The following is a 23,106-nucleotide window of genomic DNA, read 5'->3' as shown; positions in this document are numbered from 1 at the left end:
CGGACGCGCGTGTTAAGCGCGCGCCCGAACGAGAGCAAGCCGGTTTAGGTGGTGGCTGCCTTTGCGGACGCGCCTTCGCTTTGGTTTTCAAGCCAGAACAATCGCGCGCACATGGCTAGCAATCCGATGCTGGCAGTTGTGCCGATCAGAAGCGCCCAGGGCACGAGGTTCATCCCCTGCGCCCGTGCGCGCGGAGCGATGAAGAAAAACGCGATCACCACGCACATCACCAGATCCCACCAGACTTGAATGCCTGTAAGGTTGCTTGCGTGATTGGTGAAGAACATCACCACGCCTTCTTGCGCGATCTGCACCAGAGTATAACCGGAAAACACCGCACAAAGCAGCGCTGCGACCAAAGCATTGCCCTTTTGAGGTTTGGCAATCAGGATGTAGATGCCCGCCAAGGTGCTGGCGCTGATAATGGCGAAGAAGAGGATTTGCAGAGTGTCCATGATAGAATCTCCTATTTTTGTAGCGAGTGCTACATACTCTGTTATTCCATTGTAGGGCTCGCTACAAGAGCAAAATGACGATGCCTGCTGCAAAGCCCAAAATGTCAAAGGAAACGCTGCTTCCACTGCTCGCCAGTCATGTCCTCACCAATGGGCTGGGCGGCGCGAGCTTGCGTCCGCTTGCCAAGGCTGCTGGCACGTCAGACCGGATGCTGATCTATCATTTCGGCAACAAGGAAACGCTGATTACCGAATTGCTCGATCATATCGCTGGTATCTATTCAGCAGCGCTCGATGCGGCGATAGGGGCGGAGCGGCCCAAAACGCGCCGCGAGTGTTTTGAGCGCGTTATGGCGCAGGGAAGCCATCCCATGATGCAGCCATTCATGGTCCTTTGGTGGGAGATTGTTGCAGGCTCTGCGCGCGGACTGCCTGGTTATCGCGATGCAGCTGAAGCGATGATTGCCAAGCAACTCCTTTGGCTCGAAGGGCAAATGCCCGCTGATGATCCTGACCCTGCTGGCGGCGCGCGTTATTTGCTGACGCTAATGGAAGGCACACTAATGCTGAATGCTGTGGGGCATGAAGTCACCGCCCGCGATGGCATCCCGGCGAGCGGTCTTTAAGAAACACGCGGCTTGTAACCCTACGCGCTCCCCACTAATCGGCTTGGCGATGAAGAAGACCACAGGCATGGACCGCGCGGCAACGCGCAAATGGCGCCCGCAAACCCAAGCGGTGCGTGGCGGCACATGGCGCAGCGAACATGGCGAGACGAGTGAGGCTTTGTTCCTCACCTCTGGTTACACCTATGAAGATGCGCAAACGGTGGCAGATCGGTTCGCGGGCGAAGCCGATGGGATGACCTATTCGCGACTCCAGAACCCAACGGTTGCGATGCTCGAAGAGCGCATCGCGCTGATGGAAGGAGCAGAGGCGTGCCGTGCACAAGCAAGCGGGATGGCAGCGATGACAGCTTCGTTGTTGTGTCAGCTTTCCGCAGGCGATCATTGCGTTGCGGCGAGAGCGGCTTTCGGCTCATGCCGCTGGCTGGTCGATAATCTGCTCCCGCGTTTCGGGATTGAGACGACCGTAATCGACAGCGCCGACAATGCGGCATGGGAAGCGGCGATCCGGCCAAACACGAAGGTGTTCTTCTTCGAGACGCCCGCAAACCCCACGCTCGATATCGTCGATCTTCAGTTCGTGTGCGATCTGGCAAAGGCGCATGGCATCACCATGGTGGTCGACAACGCGTTTGCTTCACCTGCGCTGCAAAAGCCGATGCAATTCGGTGCTGACGTAGTCGCATACTCTGCAACCAAGCTGATGGACGGACAGGGCAGAGTGCTCGCCGGTGCCATCTGCGGGAGCGAGGAGTGGATTAACGAGGTTCTTCTACCCTTTCAGCGCAACACCGGCCCCAACATTGCCCCGTTTAACGCGTGGGTGGTGCACAAGGGCCTTGAAACGCTGGACTTGCGCGCTCGCCGCCAAAGCGAAAACGCCGTGGCTTTGGGTGAATTCTTGGAACCGCGCATCGAAAAGGCAGGCGGGCGAATGCTGCATCCCGGCCTTCCAAGCCATCCGCGCCACGATCTTGCGATAAAGCAGATGGAGGCAACTGGCCCGATCTTCGCGTTCGACGTGGGCACGCAGGATACTGCTTTCGCCATTCTCGACGCGCTCGAACTGGTCGATATCTCCAACAATATAGGCGATGCGAGAAGCCTGATGTGCCACCCCGCATCGACCACGCACGCCAGCATGAGCGAGGAAGCACGCGCAGAAATGGGCGTTACCGAAGGACTGCTGCGGATCAATGTTGGCCTAGAAGACGTGGCCGACGTGATTGAGGATATGGATCAGGCGCTTGCACGCGCTGGCATTCGGTAGACCTCGCCCAAGATTCTCCACCAAATCGCGCCGCTTTGAAAATCACTGCGGAACAATTTTCGTGTGATGCGTTGAAATAAATGAGAATTACCGAAGAGTTTGGCGCATCACGAAGTTCTCAGGGGCGTTTCCACAACGGGAACTCAAGTGTCGCCTTCCCAATTTGGTTGGCAGGATAAAGGCATCTAGCCACCGCTCCTTGGGGCGCGGCCGCCCTCGACCTTTTATTGGCTTCGTCATGTCGCGAACCCTTCGGCGCAAGATATGAGGAAAAAGCCGAATGAAGATTAGTGATCGCAAGGAATTTGCAAACAAACCGCAACCTCTCACCTGCTCTCCCGAAACCGTGGTTTTCGATGCAGTGAAAGAAATGGCCGAAAAGAATTTCGGTTCGATCATCGTTGTGAACGAGGATGAAAACGTCGTCGGGATGATGACCGAGCGGGACATCTTTCGCCGTTTGATCGCAGAGGAGCTCGAACCCAAGAAAACCACTGTTGATCAGATAATGACCACCTCGGTCAAAACCGCGAAAGCCAACGACGAATTGCTCGATTGGCTGAGGATGATGTCAAACGAGCGCTTCAGGCGTCTCCCGATTGTTGATGACAACGGAAAACTCGTCGCGGTCATGTCGCAGGGCGACTTTGTTTCATATACCTGGCCCGACCTTTTCGAACACGCTCAGGAACTTGCGCGGGCAAGTCTGCCAGAGAGGGTAAACCCGACTTTCATCCTTGTGAGCATGTTTATCTACACCGCAGCAATCGTGTTTGCAGTGGCCAGCCTCACCTGACGATCGAGGGTGAAAGTGTTGTTGGGCCATTTGGCGGCTCCAACTCTGTCTCAAAGTTTCAACAACGGCAAAGCGGCATCTAAAACATCGCCTGCTTGTGCAATGCAGCATTTATCCCTAGGCGCTTGGCCACTCTCTCCCGGCGCATTGGGATCAGACTGCGCCAAAGACTCAGGACACTTTCGCCCATGGCCCAGACCCGCTCTTTCGCGGCTACGTTCAAACGCGATTGGCTTGCGCAGCCGCGTGCTGATATTCTTGCAGGCATCGTCGTAGCGCTCGCCCTGATCCCAGAGGCAATTGGCTTTGCGCTTATTGCGGGGGTGGACCCCAGCGTTGGCCTTTATGCGAGCGTCGCGATTGCCATGGTAATCGCGCTCACCGGCGGGCGGCCCGGAATGATCTCGGCAGCGACTGCCGCTGTCGCGGTTGTGGTGATCCCGCTGGTGGACGAATACGGTGTCGATTATCTGTTTGCCGCAACCATTCTGATGGGCATTTTTCAAGGCATCGCGGCTGTTCTGCGGCTCGATCTCTTAATGCAGTTTGTATCGCGCAGCGTGATCACAGGCTTTGTAAACGCGCTCGCAATCCTGATATTCATGGCGCAGATCCCGCAGTTGAACCCCTACAATGATGGCGTGGGAGTGCAGACCTACATCATGGTCGCTGTTGGCCTTGCTATCATTTATGGCTTTCCCCGTATCACCAAAGTCGTGCCGAGCCCGCTTGTTGCTATCGTCCTTCTGACAGCGGCGGCGGTGTTTTGGGGCCTACCAGTCAACAATGTCGCAGGCGAAGGTAATCTGCCCGATGGCTTGCCAACTTTCGCGCTGCCAGACGTCCCGCTGACTTGGGAAACGCTGCAAATCATTGCACCCTATTCGCTTGCGATGGCGGCGGTCGGCCTCCTTGAAAGTCTGCTCACCGCGCAGATTGTCGATGACATGACCCACACCGATAGTGACAAGCGGCGCGAAAGCGCTGGCCAGGGCGTTGCCAACATCGTGGCAGCGTTCTTTGGCGGAATGGGCGGCTGCGCGATGATCGGGCAATCGGTCATCAATATTGCATCAGGCGGGCGAGGGCGCCTCTCGACTTTTACCGCTGGTGCGTTTTTACTGTTCCTGCTGACGGTGCTGGGTTCTTATGTGGGCCAGGTGCCCATGCCCGCTCTTGTCGCGGTGATGATCATGGTGAGCATTGGGACTTTCAGCTGGAATTCGATCCCGAACCTGCGCATCCACCCGCCATCAAGCTCGCTTGTGATGATCGCGACCGTCGTGGTCGTCGTATGGACGCACAATCTTGCATTGGGCGTGGTCGTCGGTGTGTTCATGTCGGGCATTTTCTTCGCCAATAAAGTCCGCTCGCTCTTCACCGTAGAGCGCGTGCGCCGTCCGCATTCTGCGGTTTATCACGTACGTGGTGAGCTGTTCTTTGCAAGCTCGGACAAGTTCCAGCGCATGCTTGGCCCTGAGAGCGCACAGGAGGACCCGGCCGACGATGTCATCATCGATGTGGCGCAAGCGCATTTCTGGGATATCTCGGCTATCGGAGCGCTTGAAAAAGCGGTCGAACGGATGCGCCGTAATGGCCGCCATGTTCGAGTAGTCGGCATGAACCGGGCTAGCGCTGATCTGGTTGATCGGTTTGCGCTGGAAGATCGCACGGGATTGGAGCAGGGGCTCGCGCCGCATTGATGTGACGGCTCTTGCCAATCCGGTTTCACCATGCAACTCACCTATCAAAAGGGAGAGAATGTCATGGCCAACCGTGTTGAGCTGATTTTCGATTTTGTCAGTCCCAATGCCTATTTCATTTGGTGGCCGCTTCGTGATCTGATGAGGCGCACGGGCGCAGAGCTTGACGTAACGCCCGTGTTTCTTGGCGGGATGCACAAGCTAACAGGCAACGCACCCCCGATGATCAGAAACAAGGATGTGAAGGGCAAAGTCGAATACGATATGCTCGAGATCCGGCGCTTTATCGAAACGCATCAATTGACCAGGTACAAGATGCATCCGCAATTCCCCTTCAATTCAATCACGCTGCAGCGCATGCTTTATGCGGCCGATCAGGATGGGCGCGGGGTGCAGTTTGTCGAAGGGATGCTGCCTGCAATCTGGGAAGAAAACATCGATCTAGGCGACCCTGAAGCTTTAGGTGCTGCCGTCACCAAAGCGGGCTTTGATGCAAAAGACCTGTTCGCGCGCTCACAAACGGACGAAGTGAAACAGGGTCTTGCCGCAAACACCGATCATGCTGTCGAGCGCGGTGCTTTTGGCATTCCCACCATGTTCGTGGGGCCAAAAGGCGGCGATACAGAAATGTTTTTCGGCAAGGAGCGCCTCGCCCAGATTGAGGATGAATTGGCGAAGGGGTGAGGGGAGTGACATTTGATGAGCGGATTTCCCGCGAAGGCGGATGACGTCAGCGCTGAATGGCTGGAGCGGCGTCTTGAAGGTTCACCATTTGCAGAGAAAGGGCCAATCCTGGCCCAGTCATGGGAGCCGATAGGCACGGGTCAGGTCGGCGACAGCGTACGCTTCCACCTTGAGCACGCGGACGGCAAAAGAAGTACGCTTGCTGCCAAGTTTCCTGCAGCAGACCCCAAAAGCCGCGCAACCGCCGCCATGCTTGGCCTGTATGCAAAGGAAGTGCGTTTTTACACTGACATTGCCCCGCATCTGGCCGTTCGGACGCCGCAGATTGCGCATGCCGAGATGAATGCAGAAGGCACCGAATTCATCCTTCTGTTCGAAGATCTTGGCCCGGCGCGTGTTGGGGATCAGTTGGCTGGCTGCGACATCGAAGAAGCGCGCGCCGCAATCCGCCAGGCGGCGGCCATTCACGGGCCAAGCTGGGAAAACGAGGCCATCATCGGTGCAGACTGGCTCCACACACCACAGGCCGTCACGCAGCAGGTCAACGCGCTTTACCCCCAAGCACACGCAGTATTTCGCGAGCGCTATTCCGGCACGTTGGAGCGCGAATACATGGCGCTGTGCGAAGCGGTCGCAGCCCTTCCTGAACTGAGCGCGGTTCGCCTGTCTCCACCGCAATGCATCGTTCACGGAGACTTTCGCCTCGACAACATGCTGTTCGATATCAAGGACGCAGCAGAGCCCATTGCTATTCTTGATTGGCAGACAATCGTGGCGGGCCGCGCGATGACCGATATCGGGTATCTGATGGGCACTGGATTCGGCGACGAGCTTCGCCGCAGGCATGAGGATGAATTGTTGGCGCTCTATTGCAGCGAAATGGCCCAATATGGTGTCACCCTGTCACGCGATCACATATGGCGCGACTATCGCGTTGGCGCGCTCCATGGTTTGACGACAGCGGTGTTCAGCGCTGCCTTTGTTGAGCGCACAGAACGCGGAGATGCCAATTTCCTGTCCATGGCGCGCGGTGCTTGTGCACTTGCGCTTCAGCACAATTCTCTGGGCGCCTTAAAGGAGAGTGTTTGAAATGGTCTTGTCCCGCGGTGATGATTTTCCCATTCACCAGACGCCCGAACCCATCGCATTTGCCGGTACGGATCGCAATTTTTACGATCGGTATTTCTTCAACGGCTATGCGCCCGATGGCAGCAATTTCTTCGCGCTCGCATTTGGCGTCTACCCGCATCTGGACCTGGCAGATGCGCATTTCAGCTTTATCCGCGATGGCAAGCAATACGCGCTCCACGCATCAACGCATCTCAATATGGAGCGCATTGCGCTGCGGGCCGGCCCCATTGCGATCGAAGTGATCGAGCCTTTGCAGCGCTTGAAAGTCACGATCGACGAATGCGAAGGGATCGAAGGCGAGTTCACGTTCGATGGCCGCGCATTTCCTATCGCTGAGCCGCGCTTTACTCACCGCATCGGCCCGCGCGCGTTTATGGATTATTCGCGCATGACTCAGAACGGGCATTATGCTGGCTGGATTGCGCTTGATGGGGCGCGACAGGAGATGATCCCCGGCACGCTGGGCACGCGCGACCGAAGCTGGGGTGTGCGCCCCATCGGCGCGCGCGATCCGCAGCCCATGCCCGACAATCCGATACCGCAGTTTTTCTGGCAATGGATGCCGCTCAATGTGGAAGGTGGCTCGATCTTCTTCCACATCAACGCCGATAACGATGGCGCGCCTTGGAACACGCGCGCAGTCTGGGCAGCTGATGGTGCGGGCGAGGGAGCGCTCGTAGAAGGCGAGGGCAAGCTTGCATGCGACCTAATCGAAGGATCGCGTTGGCCAGCCTCTGCCACTCTTGATCTCAATGTGAAGGGCGCGCCTTCCAGCCTGCGCCTCAGCGTGCGCGATCGTTTCCAAATGAAAGGCATCGGATACACTCACCCCAGCTGGGGACACGGCGTCTACCAGGGAGCCCTCAAGACAGAGCGCGAGGAATTCGACCTCGCCGCAGTTGATCCCGCCCAAATGGAAAACCGCCACGTCCAGATGATCTGCGCGGTCGAAGGCGATGCAATAGGCACAGGCATTTTCGAACAGCTAATCCTCGGCCCCTATGAACCTCTAGGGTTACATGGCATTTGAAAGGGAGAAAAAACAGCGCGTCAAAGACGGACCCTGTTTTCGACCGCTACCCTGCACTGCCTGCGCAACTGGACCAATCTCATTTCCGCACGACGATGCGATTTCGCTTCGCTAATGCATTGATTGTTGGAGCTTGTTTTTCTTGGCCCGCCAGACGCGGGCCTCTACATCGAACACGAAATGAAAATTATGCGGGATACAGCCGGGATTAAGCGCGTTGGTGTACTTGTCGCTGGTGCAATAATGCTTACTCTGAGAGGTGTATGAAAGAGCTGTTTCAACACGCTGCCATTACCGAGGGCGTCACCGTACGCGTTGCGGTGAATTTCCTGCCGGAGCAATCGCATCCGGAAGCGGGGAAATGGTTTTGGGTGTATCATATACGGATTGAAAACGGCTCTCACGAACCGCTGCAATTGCGCACGCGGCATTGGCGGATCACTGATGCGCGCGGCATGGTGAACCATGTTGATGGCGAAGGCGTGGTTGGCGAACAGCCGCTGCTTTCCCCCGGCGAAAGCCACGACTACGTTTCGGGTTGCCCGCTTACAACACCGCACGGCTCAATGGAAGGGTTCTACACCTTCTCGCGCAATGATGGCACGCCGGTTGAGGTGCGTATCCCGTTCTTCCCGCTTGCCGCTCCTGAAACGGCGGACGGGCGCTCGTAAGCTACGGCTCAGTTAGTTTTATCACTGTTCAGAACGAAGGCGTTGGTTGATGCGCCTGTGAATTCCATCGAAAGATTGGGCTTGAGGTCCAACTGTCCCAGCAACCGGGTTGGGGCGCGAAACTGACTTGGTTGACCGCAGCGATTGGTCTGTGTGTCAGAAAGCCTTCCGAATTGTGCCGGATCCCGCAGACAAAAGACCTGGTTTGTCCCGCCCCAAACACGCTTTCTATCCGTTGCGAAGGCATAGATCTTCGATCCCATAGGTGTGCCATCTGAATTGGCGAGATCGAGTGTCCGGCATTCGCCGCGCGCGATTTCGAACCATGCGTGAGCATAGGTTCTCGAAGGCCCCTCGATCCCGAGACCAGTATAGAGAACTGGAGCAGGCGTCTTATTACATAAGGTGGCCGAGTATGCCGGCAGAGAAGCTTGCTGAGGCGCTGGCGAAAAATCGGGCGCACCAGTAAAGGCAAATGTGGTCCGCTGCGATGAGGGAATGTCGCGCACTTCATATGTCGCGGTATCAAAAAGATCAGGATCATCAGTGACACAACCGCGATCCACATTAGCCATTCTCAGCGGCGCATTCGCATCGGGCGACAGGACACACATCGCCACCGCGCCGCGTCCCCACCATGCTCCGTTGGCCGTGGCGAAAAGGTAAACATCGCCGCCATACGCCTCTCCGGTCGCGTAGTTGGGAATGGTCGTTGTCTGGCAGCGGCCTTTGCCGATTTTCTTCCAGCCTTTGGCGGACCAGCCGGTCTCACCCATCGCCGATCCATCGTCCCAGAACCCAAATCCTGCATAAATGAACTCTTCGTCGGTCTCATTGCAGAGGCGCAGCTTGGTCGAGCGTTCGGAAGGCGCAACATATGGGGCGGGGTCGTAGCTATCGCTCGAACCATTGTTGTAGCCACCCGAACGCGACTCAGATGCGATTGCTGGCATTTTTCGCGAGGTGCTGCGCGCGACGGTATTGGTGCGGCTGTATCCCCATTCGCCCTTTGCGCCTGCTGTCAGGATCACCGCCACGCTTTGCAACTGCCCCTGATAGCTGAACGATGCGCCTGCGCCGCCTCCTTTCAGAGCAGTGAAGGTTCTGCTTGAGCTGAGTTCATCCCCGGCAATATTGCTGACTGTTGCTGGACCTTTGCCGAGCCCAAGAACAATCGCTTTGCCGCCGCCAAAGCTGAAATAAGTCAGTCCGCGTGTTTGGTAGAACACCGGAGCATTTTGCCCGGCCACGTCAAAGGCAAAGCCCGTTTCGACATCACCGCCAATGCCGACGCCAAGGCTTGCCGAAACGCCGATGGTCACGTGACCATACCCTGCGTTCTTGGCGACGGCTCGCACTTGGCTGAGACATTCGCTTTGCGAGATTGCGCCGTAGAAACTGTCTCTGCTGCCCGCTGCCTTGATCAATTGTCCAGGGGTAAGACATCGGCTCCAGGCTGCGGCTACCTGCGCCAGCGCGCCGCTGTTTGCCTTGATCGCATTGCCTGCGTCCCTCATGACGCTCGAGCGAGACTTTGAGCATTTCCCGCCGAGAAAGGTGGTGGGCTCCAATCCCTTTTTGCACGCGCCGATCTTGTAATATCGTGCATCGGCGATGGTACAGGATCGTTGGTTGAGATTACCGCAATTTGCGGCCTTGGCTGCGGAAGCAGGGGCTTCGATTAGCAGGCTTCCTAGTGGGGCGAAGCTTAGGCTCACCAGCGCGAAAGTCAGCGCGCAAAAGAGCCTTCGCTGCCCATTCCAAAAGAGTTGTGCCACCTGACTTGCCCCTCTTCCCCAATGAATGCCTAATACCACTATTCGCCCTGAACCAGAAACGGGCGCTGAACGCGGCGTTCTCGCTCTGGCAATGTTGGGGCCGCACCGGGGGAGGGTCTTCAATTGTTGCGGTGCCCTTGGTGAGCGGTTAGGCGCAGAACCACCATGAAGCGCACCCATCTCCCGCTGAACGCCCTGCGTGTCTATGATGCCGCCGCCCGGCATTTGTCCTTCACCCGCGCAGCTGATGAGCTTGCAGTAACGCCTGCGGCCGTCGGCCAGCAAATCCGCGCGCTGGAAGATCATCTGGGCGTGGTCCTTTTCCGCCGCACATCGAAAGGATTGGAGCTGACGCCTGAGGGGGAGGCGGGCCTTGATCCTTTACGCGAAGGGTTTTTGCGGTTCGAAGAAAGCGTGCAGGCCATGCAGGCAGGTCAAGCCTCGGACCGGTACACCATCGCTGCCCCGCGTGAATTTTACGCCGAATGGCTGAGCCCGCGTCTCGCTGTCTTTCAAGCGGACACGCCGGGCGTGCTCTATTCCTTTGTCGCCGATGAAAATGCCGACTTTACCGAGGCCAATCTCGACCTTGCGATCCGGCTGGTCGATGGGCCAGGCGATCTTGAAGGCGTGCAATTGGCGCCTGCTGAACGCGTGACTGTCGTCGCTCCAAAAGCGCGCGATGCGTGGATTGACTGGCCCGGCGCCTCGCTTCCTGAAGGTGTCAAACCGTGCATCAAGGCTGGATCTGCGGGGCAAGCGCTTTCATCTGCGTTGGCAGGGATGGGCAAGACGGTGCTGCCTCTACCACTGGTAGAAAAGGCACTGGAAAGCGGCGCTCTTACAGCGCTTGAAGGGCCGGAGGAAAGCCGCCGCGCCTATTGGCTAGTCGCACCCACGCCGCAATGGCGCAGCAAGAAGGTGAAAGCACTGGTCGCATTTTTGACTGATGGCTGACATCGAAGTTCTGACAACACTCCGCTTTAAAATGCGCCCTTTGCAGCACGGGGATGAGGCGGCGCTTTTTCCGACGCTCGGTGATGAAGCGCAATGCCGGTATCTCTCGCACCCTCCGTTCGAAAGCGAGCAGCAATTGTGGGACTGGCTCGCCGACCCGGAATGGCCAGGGCTCAGCTGGATCGCGATCGATGAAGCGGGAGAGGTCGCGGGGCGATTTGTCGCTGTTCCCGGCCCTGCCGATGGGGTGTTAGAGATCGGCTATATCGTGTGCAAGGACCGCCAGGGTGAGGGCATCGCACGCGAGTGCATGGAGGCCTTGATCGCGCATCTGTGGTCAACAGGCGCGCGAAAACTGACTGCTGAGATTGACACCCGCAACACCGCCTCGCTCCGGCTGATCGAGAAGCTGGGATTTACGTGCGATGCTCATATCAAGCACCATGAGGAAACGCATATCGGCGTGTGCGACATGTATTTCTATGGCAAGTTGCGGCCTTCGGAAGCCTAGCCGTCTAGAAGCCTTTCGCTTCTTTTTCCTCCGCCTCTCGTTTCTCCCGCTCAACCTTCAGCCGCAATGCCTCGATCTTGCGGTCGATGCTGTCGCGCACCGCCTGAATTACCTTGGGATCGTTGGCCTCGCGCCGCCGCTCCTCTTCGATCTCGCGCCGGATCCGCTCATACACCGGATGCCCCGGAGCGATATGCGCCTGCGGTGAGTAGCGATCGGCGAGGCGGTTGCGCAGGAAGAACATCACCAGCGCCTCGTTGTGAAAACGCTCGGTCCCCACCAGCTCGCCATCGCGGTAGACCTTGCGCTCCGATCCCTCGATGGCGCGCGCCAAGGCTGTATCTTCCAGCCGCTCCACCCCCATCTGCACGGCCCGGTCCCACGCCCGCTTGAACCCTTCCGCCCCCGGTTTTTGCTTGAGGTTGTACAAAGCCTCCATGGATCGCCCAATCTTGCGCGCCGCACTGGTGACGATGCCTGTTGCCGCGAGATGCGCGATAAAGGTGCGCTGGAGATCAGGCGTAATCGAGTTCGAGCGCGGACGCGCATGCATATAGGGCTCAAAGGCAAGCAGCGGATCATCGTCCTCCAGAGGATCGCGCACGAATGCGACACGGCTGGTGGCTTGCTTGGGGAGTTTGCGAGTGGGGACGGGGAGATTGCTACTCATCCACAAGCTTGGAGCAGGTTTTTGGCGAGTAGGAAAATGAATATACTTCATCGGCTTGCGGGAGGGGAGTTCACCGCATCACCCCCGTCGCAATTACTCGAACAGCCGCGCATTTGCCTCTTGCGGAGCGAGCATTTGATGATCGGGTTCGGTGAGCATCCAGACGCGCCCGGCGTCAAGTTGGCGATAGGGGGCAGTAGGTCAGCAGGTTCTTGTCTACCAGCGAAGGATTCCTGACCGGTTCGCCTTGAGCACTAAGCCTGCCCGATCTGAGACCTCCATTTTTGTGTAGAGTCGTCTGACATAAGTCTTTACGCTTTCAGGTGACAGGTCGAGGATCACCGCTATCGAGCTTACCGATTTACCTTGGGCAATCCATTTTAATACGTCGCCTTCTCGCTTCGATAGCTTCGGCAAGGTTTGAGTTTGCTTTAGTAAGATAGATATTCTCTGAAACGCGCATTGCGCAATGGCTCGCACAGTGCCAACCGTCATTGGCTTAATGTCTTCGATGGGCTTGCCAAAATCGAATGAAGCGTAGGTTTCCCTTCCATCAGGACCATAAAGCGGAATCCCACAACCGTGGATCAGTCCAAAGTCTTTCATGGCTACGAAGTATTCTTCGTGCGCGGCTGAATTCTTTTGCAATTTCATTGCGTCAGACCATTTTAGCATCGAACCATGCGCGATGGTTCTCGCAGGAATGGGATCTTTTGCCCTAAAATCCGCATTTTCATACAATTCGACCCAGTCGTCCGAATAACCATCGCTGCAAACCGCAACGCTCACGGCGTTTGGCAGTCTTGATCGTGGGGTTAAATGGGCGCTTTGCCTAATAACTCCTAAGTCACGGCATTTCGCAAACGCCAGTCTGTAAATCTCGCCGGGATCATCCAGCCTTTCAATTTCTTCCAGTGCTCTCTGCAAGGCATTGCCCCGATATGCGATCATCTCTCTAGAATTCGCATTAGTCTTAACACACTGTCGAGGTCGGAAGGGATTAAATTCTCCAAAGGGGTGATTGGAGAGGAGACGATCATGTGTGTTCAAGAGTTACATAATTCTCTGTTTACAAGTGTTAATATTTATCTTCAAATTTTGTCACTGAATTGGGGGACAAAGTAATTCTACGTAGACTGGTTAGGTGACAATACTAATGCGTTTCTGAAGTTATGTCCGTTATGGGATCATGGTTAATCCATTTTGGGGCGCAAAATGAAAAAGGGTAATGAAAGAAGTATCGAATTTGACCTTATGCAGGCCGAATACCTCATTCGTAAGATGAGAACTGCTGTGAGAATTTCAGAACACAGCCAGGATTTGGGGGATCCTGATTCAGATGAAATTTCGATAAAAGAAAGAGATGGTTATAATATTGAGAGAAAGTCTTCCACTTTCAATAAATCTGTGAATGGTGCGAGGATTTCTGATCCAGATTTTTTTTCAAACTGGCTTAAAGCTCGTGAAAAGAGAGCTGAATTCTTCGAACCCGGAATATTCGCTGATCCTGCATGGGATATCTTGCTTTATCTGTTTTCAGCTAACGCAGATCACCGGGTCCCGATAATTAAGGAGGTGGTGAGTGCCGCAAACGTTCCGGCCACAACGGCCTATCGATGGATAACGATTCTCATCGAGAAAGGTCTGGCTGAGAAACGAAGCGATCCGATAGATCGGCGGAGAGGATTCATCGTTATCACCCCGAAAGGGATCGACAACATGAAGGCTTATCTGCAACGCTGGGCGTAAGGGTCCCCTCAGTTCCCCTTGACCCCCCACCAAAACCTCTCTAACGGGCACCCCACTTGAGGAGTGGCCTCGCCTTTGCGGCAGGATCACCCCTCGAAACATAGAGCTAAACAATGGCGGCCTAAGTTACCTCCGTGGTAAACGGTCGGCAGAGTAATCCGGCGGTTTCGTCTGGGTGGAGTGTTTTCAGCTCGCGCTTATTGGCGAGGCGGCCGCATTAGAGTGCGGCGTTTTGGTCTTGCCGCTTTTCGGCCTTTGCCGGGATGACGGTTTAAGCGCGGACTTTGATCCATTCCATCTTCATGAAAGTGCCAGTGCGGTTCGGGGCTTGTTTGCTCTCTTACCGCGCATTTGAATACGAGATTTCGGTTTTTGCCGAATGCGCAAGGGAATTGGCAAGCGCCGCGCTCCCTTCAGCAAAAGTGGGAACCGGTTTTGCGCTCGGAAGGGGCGCGCAACGAACGAAGTGAGATAATATGCCAACGATCAACCAGCTGGTCCGCAAGGGCCGCACTCCGCAGAAGGCCAAATCCAAGGTCCCTGCAATGGAGCAGAACCCGCAGAAGCGCGGTGTTTGCACGCGCGTCTACACAACGACGCCGAAGAAGCCGAACTCGGCGCTGCGCAAGGTTGCCAAGGTGCGCCTGACGAACCAGCGCGAAGTCATCTCCTACATCCCTGGCGAAGGGCACAACCTGCAAGAGCACTCGGTTGTCCTGATCCGCGGCGGCCGTGTGCGCGACCTTCCCGGCGTGCGCTATCACGTGCTGCGCGGCGTGCTCGACACGCAAGGGGTGAAGGACCGCAAGCAGAGCCGGTCTAAGTATGGGGCGAAACGGCCTAAATAATTGAGACGCGGCGGCGGTCCTCTCCCCCGTGCTTCCATCCATAGGGATAATTTCCGGGTGGAAGGGCGGGGGAGAGGGCCGGTGCCGCAAGACGCTCGCGGATGCGAGCGGCTCTCCGAAGGAGTAAGAAAACATGTCACGTCGTCGTCAGCCGCCTAAGCGGGAAATCTTGCCTGATCCCAAGTTTGGAGATCAGGTGCTGTCGAAATTCATGAACAACCTGATGCTGGACGGTAAGAAGGCCGTTGCTGAAGGAATTGTGTACTCAGCGCTCGATACAGTCGAGACCAAGGCGAAAGCCGATCCGGTGCAGCTGTTTCACGATGCATTGAACAATGTGAAGCCGCAGGTTGAAGTGCGCAGCCGCCGTGTGGGTGGTGCTACGTATCAGGTGCCGGTTGAGGTTCGCCCTGACCGCGCTCAGGCGCTTGCCATTCGCTGGTTGATCTCGGCCGCGCGTGGTCGTCCTGAAACTACGATGAGCGCGCGTCTCTCGGGTGAACTGATGGATGCAGCAAACAATCGCGGCAACGCTGTGAAGAAGCGCGAGGACACGCACCGGATGGCCGATGCGAACCGCGCGTTCTCGCACTATCGTTGGTAAAGAATGTGGACGGGCGGAAATGTTGGACTTCCGCCTGTCACATTTGCAACTATATGGGGCGCGTGACCGTTTGAGGTTGGCCCCCGAACTCTCTCTTTAAGGAATAGGCATATGGCCCGCGAATATCCGCTGGAGCGCTATCGCAATATCGGCATCATGGCGCACATCGATGCTGGCAAGACTACGACGACCGAGCGTATCCTGTATTACACCGGAAAGTCCTACAAGATCGGCGAAGTGCACGATGGCGCTGCGACGATGGACTGGATGGAGCAGGAACAAGAGCGTGGAATTACAATCACTTCCGCCGCTACCACGACGTTCTGGACCGCTGAGGATCCAACAAAGGATCCAATGAGCGACCCCGAAGCTCTGCGCGAAGGTCAGGAAAAGCACCGCATCAACATCATCGACACGCCAGGCCACGTCGACTTCACAATCGAAGTCGAGCGTTCCTTGCGAGTATTGGACGGTGCAGTCGCAGTATTCGATGGCGTTGCCGGAGTAGAGCCGCAATCGGAAACTGTTTGGCGTCAAGCAGACAAGTACGGCGTACCTCGCATGTGCTTCGTAAATAAATTGGACCGTACCGGCGCGGACTTTTATTACTGTGTGCAGTCGATCATTGATCGTCTCGGCGCGACACCTCTTGTTCTTTATCTCCCCGTAGGTGCGGAAAGTGACTTGCAGGGTGTGGTCGATCTGGTTGGCAACCGTGCGATCATCTGGGAATCGGAAGGTCTCGGCGCGAGCTACAAGCACGTCGAAATCCCTGCCGACCTCGCTGACAAGGCCGCTGAGTATCGTGAGAAGCTGATCGAGCTTGCTGTGGAGCAAGACGATGACGTGATGGAAGCATATCTTGAAGGCAATGAGCCTGATGTTGCGACACTCAAAAAACTGATCCGCAAGGGCACCATGGAGCGCGCATTCGTTCCTGTCCTTTGTGGTTCTGCTTTCAAGAACAAAGGCGTTCAGCCGCTGCTTGATGCCGTGGTTGACTATATGCCATCACCGCTGGACGTGCCCGCGATTAAGGGTGTGCTTCCTGATAGCGACCAAGAAGAAACGCGCCCGTCTTCTGATGACGAGCCGTTCTCCGCGCTTGCGTTCAAGATCATGAACGATCCGTTCGTGGGTTCGCTTACCTTTACCCGCATCTATTCAGGCCAGCTGACCAAGGGCAGCGTCCTGAACTCGGTCAAGGCTAAGAAGGAGAAGATCGGCCGCATGCTGCTGATGCACTCCAACAACCGTGAAGATATCGATGAGGCGTTTGCCGGCGATATCGTTGCGATTGCAGGTCTTAAAGAGACGACCACGGGTGACACGCTTTGTGATCCATCAAAGCCCATCATTCTTGAGCGGATGGAATTCCCCGATCCCGTGATCGAGCTTTCCGTTGAGCCCAAGACCAAGGCTGACCAGGAGAAAATGGGTGTTGCGCTCAATCGTCTGGCAGCTGAAGATCCAAGCTTCCGTGTGACGACTGACCACGAAAGCGGTCAGACGATCATCAAGGGCATGGGCGAACTTCACCTCGACATTCTTGTCGATCGTATGAAGCGCGAGTTCAAAGTCGAAGCGAATGTCGGTGCACCGCAAGTGGCGTATCGTGAATCGCTCGGTCGCGAAGTCGAGCTTACCTACACCCACAAGAAACAGTCGGGTGGTTCGGGTCAGTTCGGTGAAGCCAAGGTTGTCGTCACTCCGGGTGAACGCGGCCAGGGCATCATCTTCGAAGACGAGATCAAGGGCGGTAACATTCCGCGCGAATACATCCCGTCGGTTGAAAAGGGCATGCGCGAGCAAGCCGAGAGCGGCTTCCTCGTTGGCTTCCCAATCATCGATTTCACCATTCGCCTGGTTGACGGCAAGTATCACGATGTCGACTCCAGCACGGTCGCATTCGAAATCACCGGTCGCGGCGCGATGCGTGAAGCGGCACAAAAGGCAGGGATCAAGCTGCTTGAACCAGTGATGAAGGTTGAAGTCGTGACGCCTGAGGATTATCTGGGCGATGTAATCGGTGACTTGAACAGTCGCCGCGGACAAATCCAAGGCACAGACAGTCGCGGCAACGCGCAGGCAGTCGAAGCATTCGTACCGCTTGCAAACATGTTCGGCTATGTGAATGAGCTTCGTTCGTTCACGCAAGGTCGGGCGCAATACACCATGCAGTTCTCTCACTATGAGGAAGTGCCGGCGAATGTTGCTGCAGAAGTTAAGGAGAAGCTTGCTTAACACACCAAGCAAGGCTAGGGGCGGCGCCTGATTCAGCGGGCCCGCCCTTTCTCCCGCAAGGATTGAAATTCTAACAGAGGTTATTTGAGAAATGGCGAAGGAAAAATTTGAGCGTAATAAGCCGCACTGCAACATCGGCACCATTGGTCACGTTGACCATGGTAAGACGACGCTGACGGCCGCTATCACCAAGGTTATGGGCGCATCTGTCGATTTCGCTGACATCGACAAAGCACCTGAAGAGCGCGAGCGTGGTATCACGATTTCGACCGCTCACGTTGAGTACGAAACCGACAACCGTCACTACGCACACGTCGACTGCCCCGGCCACGCTGACTATGTGAAGAACATGATCACTGGTGCGGCGCAAATGGACGGCGCAATCCTGGTTGTGAACGCTGCTGACGGCCCAATGCCGCAGACGCGCGAGCACATCCTGCTTGCTCGTCAGGTCGGCGTTCCCGCTCTGGTTGTTTACATGAACAAAGTTGATCAGGTTGACGATGAAGAGATCCTCGAGCTGGTTGAACTCGAAGTCCGTGAACTGCTTTCCAGCTACGACTTTGACGGCGACAACATTCCGATCATCAAGGGTTCGGCTCTTGCTGCTCTCGAAGGTCGCGATCCTGAAATCGGCGAAAACTCGATCAAGGAACTAATGGCAGCTGTCGACGAGCACATCCCGCAGCCCGATCGTCCGGTTGACCAGGACTTCCTGATGCCGATTGAAGACGTGTTCTCGATCTCGGGTCGTGGTACCGTTGTTACCGGCCGCGTTGAAACCGGCGTTGTGAATGTTGGCGACGAAGTTGAAATCGTCGGCATCAAGGACACAACCAAAACGACTGTTACCGGCGTTGAAATGTTCCGTAAGCTGCTCGACAGCGGCGAAGCAGGCGACAACATCGGTGCTCTCATCCGCGGTGTTGGCCGTGAAGATGTTGAGCGTGGTCAGGTTCTTGCGAAGCCCGGTTCGGTTACGCCGCACACCGAGTTCAGTGCAGAAGTTTACGTTCTGTCGAAAGACGAAGGTGGCCGTCACACGCCGTTCTTCGCCAACTACCGTCCTCAGTTCTACTTCCGTACGACTGACGTGACCGGCGAAGTGATCCTTCCAGAAGGCACCGAAATGGTGATGCCTGGCGATAACGTAACCATCAACGTCAAGCTGATCGCTCCGATCGCTATGGACGAAGGTCTGCGTTTCGCTATCCGCGAAGGTGGCCGTACGGTTGGTTCGGGCGTTGTTGCCAAGATCACCAACTAAAATCGGACCCATCAGGGTATGAAATTGGCGGCTCGGCTCACTTGAAGGTGAGCCGGGCCGCTTTTTATGCAAGCCCAGTTTTTGCAGCTATGGTGGCAGTAGAACTGGCAGCTTGAGAATTGCGCCAAAAATGCGGGCGATAGGGGGTTGCCAGTTGCCCGCCTCAGACGTATACGCGCGCCTCAAGGCGAGGATTCGTTCTCGCGACCGCAATTTTGTAAGGCCGCCCGTGGATGGAAACGGAAACGGGGCCGGCCTTTTGTTTTTGAGGTGGGGCAACCCATCTTAGGCTCTTTCGCATCGGTGTAGGTAATGGAAGCTCAGAATATTCGTATTCGCCTTAAGGCGTTTGACCACCGCGTTCTTGACCAGGCAACTGGAGAGATCGCAGAAACAGCGCGCCGGACCGGCGCTCTTATTCGCGGCCCCATTCCGATGCCGACGCGTATTGAAAAATTCACCGTGAACCGCGGCCCGCACATCGACAAGAAGTCGCGCGAGCAGTTCGAGGTACGTACGTATAAGCGGCTGCTCGATATTGTGCAGCCCAACGCTCAAACTGTCGACGCGCTTATGAAGCTCGATTTGGCTGCTGGCGTAAACGTAGAGATCAAACTGGCTTAAGCTGGTTTGGGATTCGGAATTGATCCGGGTCCCGCAGACATAGAGATACCGCCGGCCTTTTGGCCGGGCTGCGTCTCCCGTCTCGCTTGAACGACCATCTGGTCGCAAGAGCATCAGCCCGGACGGGGCTCGTAGCATAAATCATTGGGTTGGCACGCACCTCGGGGATGGTCCTCCTGGTGCCTCTGTAAGGAGTAAAGACGATGCGCACTGGCGTGATCGCGAAAAAGGTAGGGATGACCCGCCTCTTCCAGGAGGACGGTCGGCACGTGCCGGTTACCGTTCTGGCTTTGGAGGATTGCCAGGTCGTCTCGCACCGCACTCAGGACACGGATGGCTATTTCGCCGTTCAGCTTGGTGCAGGCGAAGCGAAGCAAAAGAACGTAGCAAAGCCGCAGCGTGAGCATTTTGGCAAGGCCGGTGTAGGCCTCAAAAAGCGCGTGGCGGAATTTCGTGTTGAAGGCGAAGACGGCCTTGTTCCCGTCGGGTCGCTTATCAGCGCTGACCACTTCGTTGCTGGTCAAAAGGTCGACATCACCGGCCACACGCAAGGTAAAGGCTTTGCGGGCGCGATGAAGCGCTGGGGCTTTGGTGGTCTTCGTGCGACGCACGGTGTGTCTATCTCTCACCGTTCGCACGGTTCGACGGGTAACCGTCAGGATCCGGGTCGCGTGTTCAAGGGCAAAAAGATGGCTGGTCACATGGGTGATCGTCAGCGCACCCAGATGAACCTCGAAGTGGTTCGCACTGATGCGGATCGCGGCTTGCTGTTCATCAAGGGCTCTGTTCCTGGTGCGAAGAATGGCTGGTTGCTTGTTCGCGATGCGATCAAACTGCCGGCTCCTGAAGATGCACCGTTCCCCGGCGCTGTTGTTGAAGCTGGCAAGCCTGCCAATGACGAGCCTGCTGCTGAGGCCCCGGTTGAAGAAACCGCAGTGGACACAGCGGCAGAAACGCCAGCTCCTGAAGCGCCCGCCGCAGACACACCTGCTCCCGAAGCCGAAGCTCCTGCAGCCGACGCTCCGGCAGCGGATGAGAAGAAGGAAGACTAAGCCATGAAGGTGAAGGTCCAGAAAATCGACGGGAAGGCGTCAGGCGACATCGAATTGAACGATGCCGTGTTTGGTGTGGAGCCGCGCGCTGACATCCTGCACCGCGTCGTTACGTGGCAGCTTGAAAACCGTCGCGGAACCGCGCGGCCGACGCGTGAGCGTTCTGACGTTGCTCGCACGGGTAAGAAGTTTGGTGCCCAAAAGGGTTCAGGCGGCGCTCGTCATGGTGCCCGTTCCGCTCCGATCTTTATCGGCGGCGGTAAGGCGCATGGTGCCCGCAAGCGTGATTTCGAGCAGTCGCTCAATAAGAAGATTCGTGCACTTGGGCTCAAGATGGCTCTTTCGAGCAAGGCAAAAGACGGCCTCGTGGTCGTTGACAGCCTCACGCTGAAAGATGCCAAGACGAAGGCGCTCAAGGGTCACTTCGACAAAGCTGGTTTTGTTGGCAAAGTCCTCGTGATCGACGGCGAAAGCGTCGACGATGGTTTCAGCCGCGCTGCTGGCAATCTCAAAGGTGTGAATGTCATGCCCGCTGCTGGCGCCAATGTTTATGACATCCTCAATCACGACACGCTCGTTCTTACCAAAGACGCGGTCGAAAAGCTGGAGGCGCGCTTCAATGGCTAAGAAATCCGAAGTCGCTGCAAAGCATTACGATGTAATTCTCTCTCCGCACATCACCGAGAAATCGACGATGGCGTCTGAGAACAACGCTGTAGTGTTTAGAGTCGCGAATGATGCGACGAAGCCGCAAATAAAGGAAGCCGTGGAGGCGATCTACGCTGACCAGAAGGCCAAAGTCGTCTCGGTCAATACGATTGTCACCAAGGGGAAGACGAAACGCTGGCGGGGCAAACCCTACAAGCGCTCGGACTTCAAGAAAGCGATTGTGAAGCTCGAAGAGGGCACCATGATCGACATCACTGAGCAGGTGAGCTGATGGCACTCAAGAATTACAAACCGACAAGCCCTGCGCGGCGCGGCCTTATTCTGGTCGACAAGTCGGGTCTCCATAAAGGTGGCCCGGTCAAGTCGCTCACCGAAGGCAAGCGCAAGACGGGTGGCCGCAACAACAAGGGCCACGTGACATCGCGCGGCATTGCTGGCGGTCACAAGCAGAAATATCGCTTCATCGACTTTAAGCGTCGCAAGTGGGATGTGCCTGCAACCGTTGAGCGGATTGAATACGATCCGAACCGCACCGCTTTCATCGCGCTTCTTAAATACGAAGATGGAGAGCTTGCTTACATAATTTGCCCGCAGCGATTGGCTGTAGGTGACACTGTTGTTGCTGGCGAAAAGACCGATACGAAGCCTGGCAATGCCATGCTTTTGGGGCAAATGCCGGTTGGCACGATCTGTCACAATGTCGAGATGAAGCCGGGTAAGGGCGGTCAGATCGCTCGCAGCGCCGGCGCTTATGTCCAGCTCGTCGGTCGTGACCGCGGCATGGTCATCGTGCGTCTCAACTCGGGCGAACAGCGGTACCTGCGTGCCGATTGCATGGGTACGGTTGGCGCGGTGTCAAACCCCGACAACCAGAACCAGAATTTCGGTAAAGCTGGCCGCACTCGCTGGAAGGGCCGTCGTCCGCTTACTCGCGGTGTTGCAAAGAACCCTGTCGATCACCCCCACGGTGGTGGTGAAGGCCGGACCTCAGGTGGTCGTCACCCAGTGACGCCATGGGGCAAGCCGACCAAGGGCGCGCGCACTCGTAAGAACAAGCAGACGGACAAGATGATCATCCGTTCGCGTCACGCGAAGAAGAAGAGGTAAGACACGATGGCACGTTCCGTCTGGAAAGGTCCGTTTGTCGAGCTCAGCCTTCTCAAGAAGGCCGAAGAGGCACAGGACGCAAACAACACGAAGCCGATCAAGACCTGGTCGCGTCGTTCGACAATTCTGCCGCAATTCGTTGGACTTACGTTCAACGTCTACAACGGTCAGAAATTCATCCCGGTTTCGGTTTCCGAAGAAATGGTTGGCCACAAGCTTGGTGAATTCGCGCCTACGCGCAACTTCCCTGGTCACGCGGCTGACAAGAAGGGCAAACGCTAATGGGCAAGGCAAAATCACCTCGCCGCGTGGCTGACAATGAAGCTCTCGCCGTTGGTACGCAGATCCGTGGCAGCGCGCAGAAGCTCAACCTTGTTGCGGAACTGATCCGCGGCAAGAAAGCCGAAGAAGCGCTGAACATCCTGTCGTTTTCAAAGAAGGCGATGGCAAAAGATGCGAGCAAGGTTCTCGCGTCTGCTATCGCTAACGCCGAGAATAACCACGATCTCGATGTCGATGCGCTCGTCGTTGCAGAAGCATCGGTTGGCAAGTCGATCACGATGAAGCGTTTCCACACACGTGGCCGCGGCAAATCGACGCGCATTCTGAAGCCATTCAGCAAGCTGCGCATCGTCGTTCGCGAAGAAGAAGAGGCATAAA

General features: G+C 56.4%; 26 protein-coding genes. 22 read left to right on the top strand and 4 right to left on the bottom strand.

The genetic code is table 11. The features are described 5' to 3' along the window. Positions 1–44: 44 nt before the first annotated feature. Entirely contained in the window at positions 45–455 is a 411-nt protein-coding gene (locus AUC45_RS04325; RefSeq protein ID WP_067598583.1) for a hypothetical protein, read from the bottom strand. A 74-nt stretch (positions 456–529) separates the two neighbouring features. Here AUC45_RS04325 and AUC45_RS04320 point away from each other — a divergent pair, with 74 nt between their 5' ends. The 8 genes from AUC45_RS04320 (at position 530) to apaG (ending at position 8,366) form a co-directional block, all read left to right on the top strand. After that, positions 530–1,081, top strand: coding sequence for a TetR/AcrR family transcriptional regulator (locus AUC45_RS04320; protein WP_233998520.1), 552 nt, complete (start codon positions 530–532; stop codon positions 1,079–1,081). 49 nt (positions 1,082–1,130) lie between these two features. Next, positions 1,131–2,351 carry an O-succinylhomoserine sulfhydrylase gene (gene metZ / locus AUC45_RS04315; RefSeq protein ID WP_067598580.1) on the top strand — a complete coding sequence of 407 codons (1,221 nt, stop codon included), beginning with the start codon at positions 1,131–1,133 and terminating at the stop codon, positions 2,349–2,351. Between the two features lie 280 nt (positions 2,352–2,631). Further along, complete coding sequence (locus tag AUC45_RS04310; protein ID WP_067598577.1) at positions 2,632–3,147, top strand: cyclic nucleotide-binding/CBS domain-containing protein; 516 nt, start codon at positions 2,632–2,634, stop codon at positions 3,145–3,147. A gap of 188 nt (positions 3,148–3,335) precedes the next feature. Further along, positions 3,336–4,850 carry a SulP family inorganic anion transporter gene (locus AUC45_RS04305; RefSeq protein ID WP_067598574.1) on the top strand — a complete coding sequence of 505 codons (1,515 nt, stop codon included), beginning with the start codon at positions 3,336–3,338 and terminating at the stop codon, positions 4,848–4,850. 63 nt (positions 4,851–4,913) lie between these two features. Beyond that, positions 4,914–5,534: a 2-hydroxychromene-2-carboxylate isomerase gene (locus AUC45_RS04300; RefSeq protein ID WP_067599077.1), complete on the top strand. Its 621-nt coding sequence runs from the start codon at positions 4,914–4,916 to the stop codon at positions 5,532–5,534. 15 nt (positions 5,535–5,549) lie between these two features. Next, positions 5,550–6,623 carry a phosphotransferase gene (locus AUC45_RS04295; protein ID WP_067598572.1) on the top strand — a complete coding sequence of 358 codons (1,074 nt, stop codon included), beginning with the start codon at positions 5,550–5,552 and terminating at the stop codon, positions 6,621–6,623. Between the two features lies 1 nt (position 6,624). Next, the gene (locus tag AUC45_RS04290; protein WP_067599074.1) at positions 6,625–7,695 is read left to right on the top strand and encodes a hypothetical protein; all 1,071 of its coding nucleotides are present in this window, start codon (positions 6,625–6,627) and stop codon (positions 7,693–7,695) included. A 263-nt stretch (positions 7,696–7,958) separates the two neighbouring features. Further along, positions 7,959–8,366: a Co2+/Mg2+ efflux protein ApaG gene (gene apaG / locus AUC45_RS04285; RefSeq protein ID WP_067598569.1), complete on the top strand. Its 408-nt coding sequence runs from the start codon at positions 7,959–7,961 to the stop codon at positions 8,364–8,366. An 8-nt stretch (positions 8,367–8,374) separates the two neighbouring features. Here apaG and AUC45_RS04280 read toward each other — a convergent pair whose 3' ends face one another. Next, positions 8,375–9,883, bottom strand: a complete 1,509-nt coding sequence (locus AUC45_RS04280) for a DUF1036 domain-containing protein (RefSeq protein ID WP_197409503.1) — start codon at positions 9,881–9,883, stop codon at positions 8,375–8,377. Positions 9,884–10,309: 426 nt separating this feature from the next. Between AUC45_RS04280 and AUC45_RS04275 the strand changes: the two genes are divergently transcribed. Both AUC45_RS04275 and AUC45_RS04270 read left to right on the top strand, forming a co-directional pair. Beyond that, complete coding sequence (locus AUC45_RS04275) at positions 10,310–11,101, top strand: LysR family transcriptional regulator (RefSeq protein ID WP_067598563.1); 792 nt, start codon at positions 10,310–10,312, stop codon at positions 11,099–11,101. After that, positions 11,094–11,612 carry a GNAT family N-acetyltransferase gene (locus AUC45_RS04270; RefSeq protein ID WP_067598559.1) on the top strand — a complete coding sequence of 173 codons (519 nt, stop codon included), beginning with the start codon at positions 11,094–11,096 and terminating at the stop codon, positions 11,610–11,612. Before AUC45_RS04275 ends, AUC45_RS04270 begins: the two co-directional genes overlap by 8 nt. A 4-nt stretch (positions 11,613–11,616) precedes the next feature. Here AUC45_RS04270 and AUC45_RS04265 read toward each other — a convergent pair whose 3' ends face one another. Both AUC45_RS04265 and AUC45_RS04260 read right to left on the bottom strand, forming a co-directional pair. Then, positions 11,617–12,282: a hypothetical protein gene (locus AUC45_RS04265; protein ID WP_067598556.1), complete on the bottom strand. Its 666-nt coding sequence runs from the start codon at positions 12,280–12,282 to the stop codon at positions 11,617–11,619. 216 nt (positions 12,283–12,498) lie between these two features. Further along, the gene (locus AUC45_RS04260; protein ID WP_067598554.1) at positions 12,499–13,233 is read right to left on the bottom strand and encodes a LuxR family transcriptional regulator; all 735 of its coding nucleotides are present in this window, start codon (positions 13,231–13,233) and stop codon (positions 12,499–12,501) included. 264 nt (positions 13,234–13,497) lie between these two features. On the opposite strand from AUC45_RS04260, the gene AUC45_RS04255 reads away from it, so the two are divergent. The 12 genes from AUC45_RS04255 to rplV all read left to right on the top strand — a co-directional run bounded on the left by AUC45_RS04255 (position 13,498) and on the right by rplV (position 23,105). Continuing rightward, the gene (locus tag AUC45_RS04255) at positions 13,498–14,031 is read left to right on the top strand and encodes a winged helix DNA-binding protein (RefSeq protein WP_067598551.1); all 534 of its coding nucleotides are present in this window, start codon (positions 13,498–13,500) and stop codon (positions 14,029–14,031) included. A 476-nt stretch (positions 14,032–14,507) separates the two neighbouring features. After that, positions 14,508–14,879: a 30S ribosomal protein S12 gene (gene rpsL / locus AUC45_RS04245; RefSeq protein ID WP_007164630.1), complete on the top strand. Its 372-nt coding sequence runs from the start codon at positions 14,508–14,510 to the stop codon at positions 14,877–14,879. Positions 14,880–15,012: 133 nt separating this feature from the next. Then, on the top strand, positions 15,013–15,483 hold the full coding sequence (rpsG, locus tag AUC45_RS04240) for a 30S ribosomal protein S7 (RefSeq protein WP_067598546.1): 471 nt from the start codon (positions 15,013–15,015) through the stop codon (positions 15,481–15,483). 111 nt (positions 15,484–15,594) lie between these two features. Then, positions 15,595–17,727 (top strand): elongation factor G, encoded by a 2,133-nt coding sequence (gene fusA / locus AUC45_RS04235; RefSeq protein ID WP_067598544.1) that lies wholly within the window; start codon positions 15,595–15,597, stop codon positions 17,725–17,727. 91 nt (positions 17,728–17,818) lie between these two features. Next, positions 17,819–18,994: an elongation factor Tu gene (gene tuf / locus AUC45_RS04230; RefSeq protein ID WP_067598541.1), complete on the top strand. Its 1,176-nt coding sequence runs from the start codon at positions 17,819–17,821 to the stop codon at positions 18,992–18,994. Positions 18,995–19,306: 312 nt separating this feature from the next. Next, entirely contained in the window at positions 19,307–19,618 is a 312-nt protein-coding gene (gene rpsJ, locus AUC45_RS04225; protein ID WP_061924928.1) for a 30S ribosomal protein S10, read from the top strand. 203 nt (positions 19,619–19,821) lie between these two features. Beyond that, a complete protein-coding gene (gene rplC / locus AUC45_RS04220) occupies positions 19,822–20,670 on the top strand; it encodes a 50S ribosomal protein L3 (protein WP_067598538.1) in 849 nt (282 codons plus the stop codon). A gap of 3 nt (positions 20,671–20,673) precedes the next feature. Next, entirely contained in the window at positions 20,674–21,297 is a 624-nt protein-coding gene (gene rplD, locus AUC45_RS04215; RefSeq protein WP_067598533.1) for a 50S ribosomal protein L4, read from the top strand. Continuing rightward, positions 21,290–21,610 (top strand): 50S ribosomal protein L23, encoded by a 321-nt coding sequence (locus AUC45_RS04210; RefSeq protein WP_067598530.1) that lies wholly within the window; start codon positions 21,290–21,292, stop codon positions 21,608–21,610. The genes rplD and AUC45_RS04210 overlap by 8 nt, the downstream gene beginning before the upstream one ends. Then, positions 21,610–22,446: a 50S ribosomal protein L2 gene (rplB, locus tag AUC45_RS04205; RefSeq protein ID WP_067598528.1), complete on the top strand. Its 837-nt coding sequence runs from the start codon at positions 21,610–21,612 to the stop codon at positions 22,444–22,446. The genes AUC45_RS04210 and rplB overlap by 1 nt, the downstream gene beginning before the upstream one ends. A gap of 6 nt (positions 22,447–22,452) precedes the next feature. Next, positions 22,453–22,728, top strand: a complete 276-nt coding sequence (gene rpsS / locus AUC45_RS04200) for a 30S ribosomal protein S19 (protein ID WP_067598524.1) — start codon at positions 22,453–22,455, stop codon at positions 22,726–22,728. Beyond that, positions 22,728–23,105, top strand: coding sequence for a 50S ribosomal protein L22 (gene rplV / locus AUC45_RS04195; protein WP_067598520.1), 378 nt, complete (start codon positions 22,728–22,730; stop codon positions 23,103–23,105). Before rpsS ends, rplV begins: the two co-directional genes overlap by 1 nt. Position 23,106: the final 1 nt, after the last annotated feature.

This window comes from Erythrobacter sp. YT30, assembly GCF_001542875.1.
Lineage (GTDB): Bacteria > Pseudomonadota > Alphaproteobacteria > Sphingomonadales > Sphingomonadaceae > Erythrobacter.
Note: the sequence above shows the minus strand (reverse complement) of the source record. Positions and strands in the feature narration are given on the sequence as shown.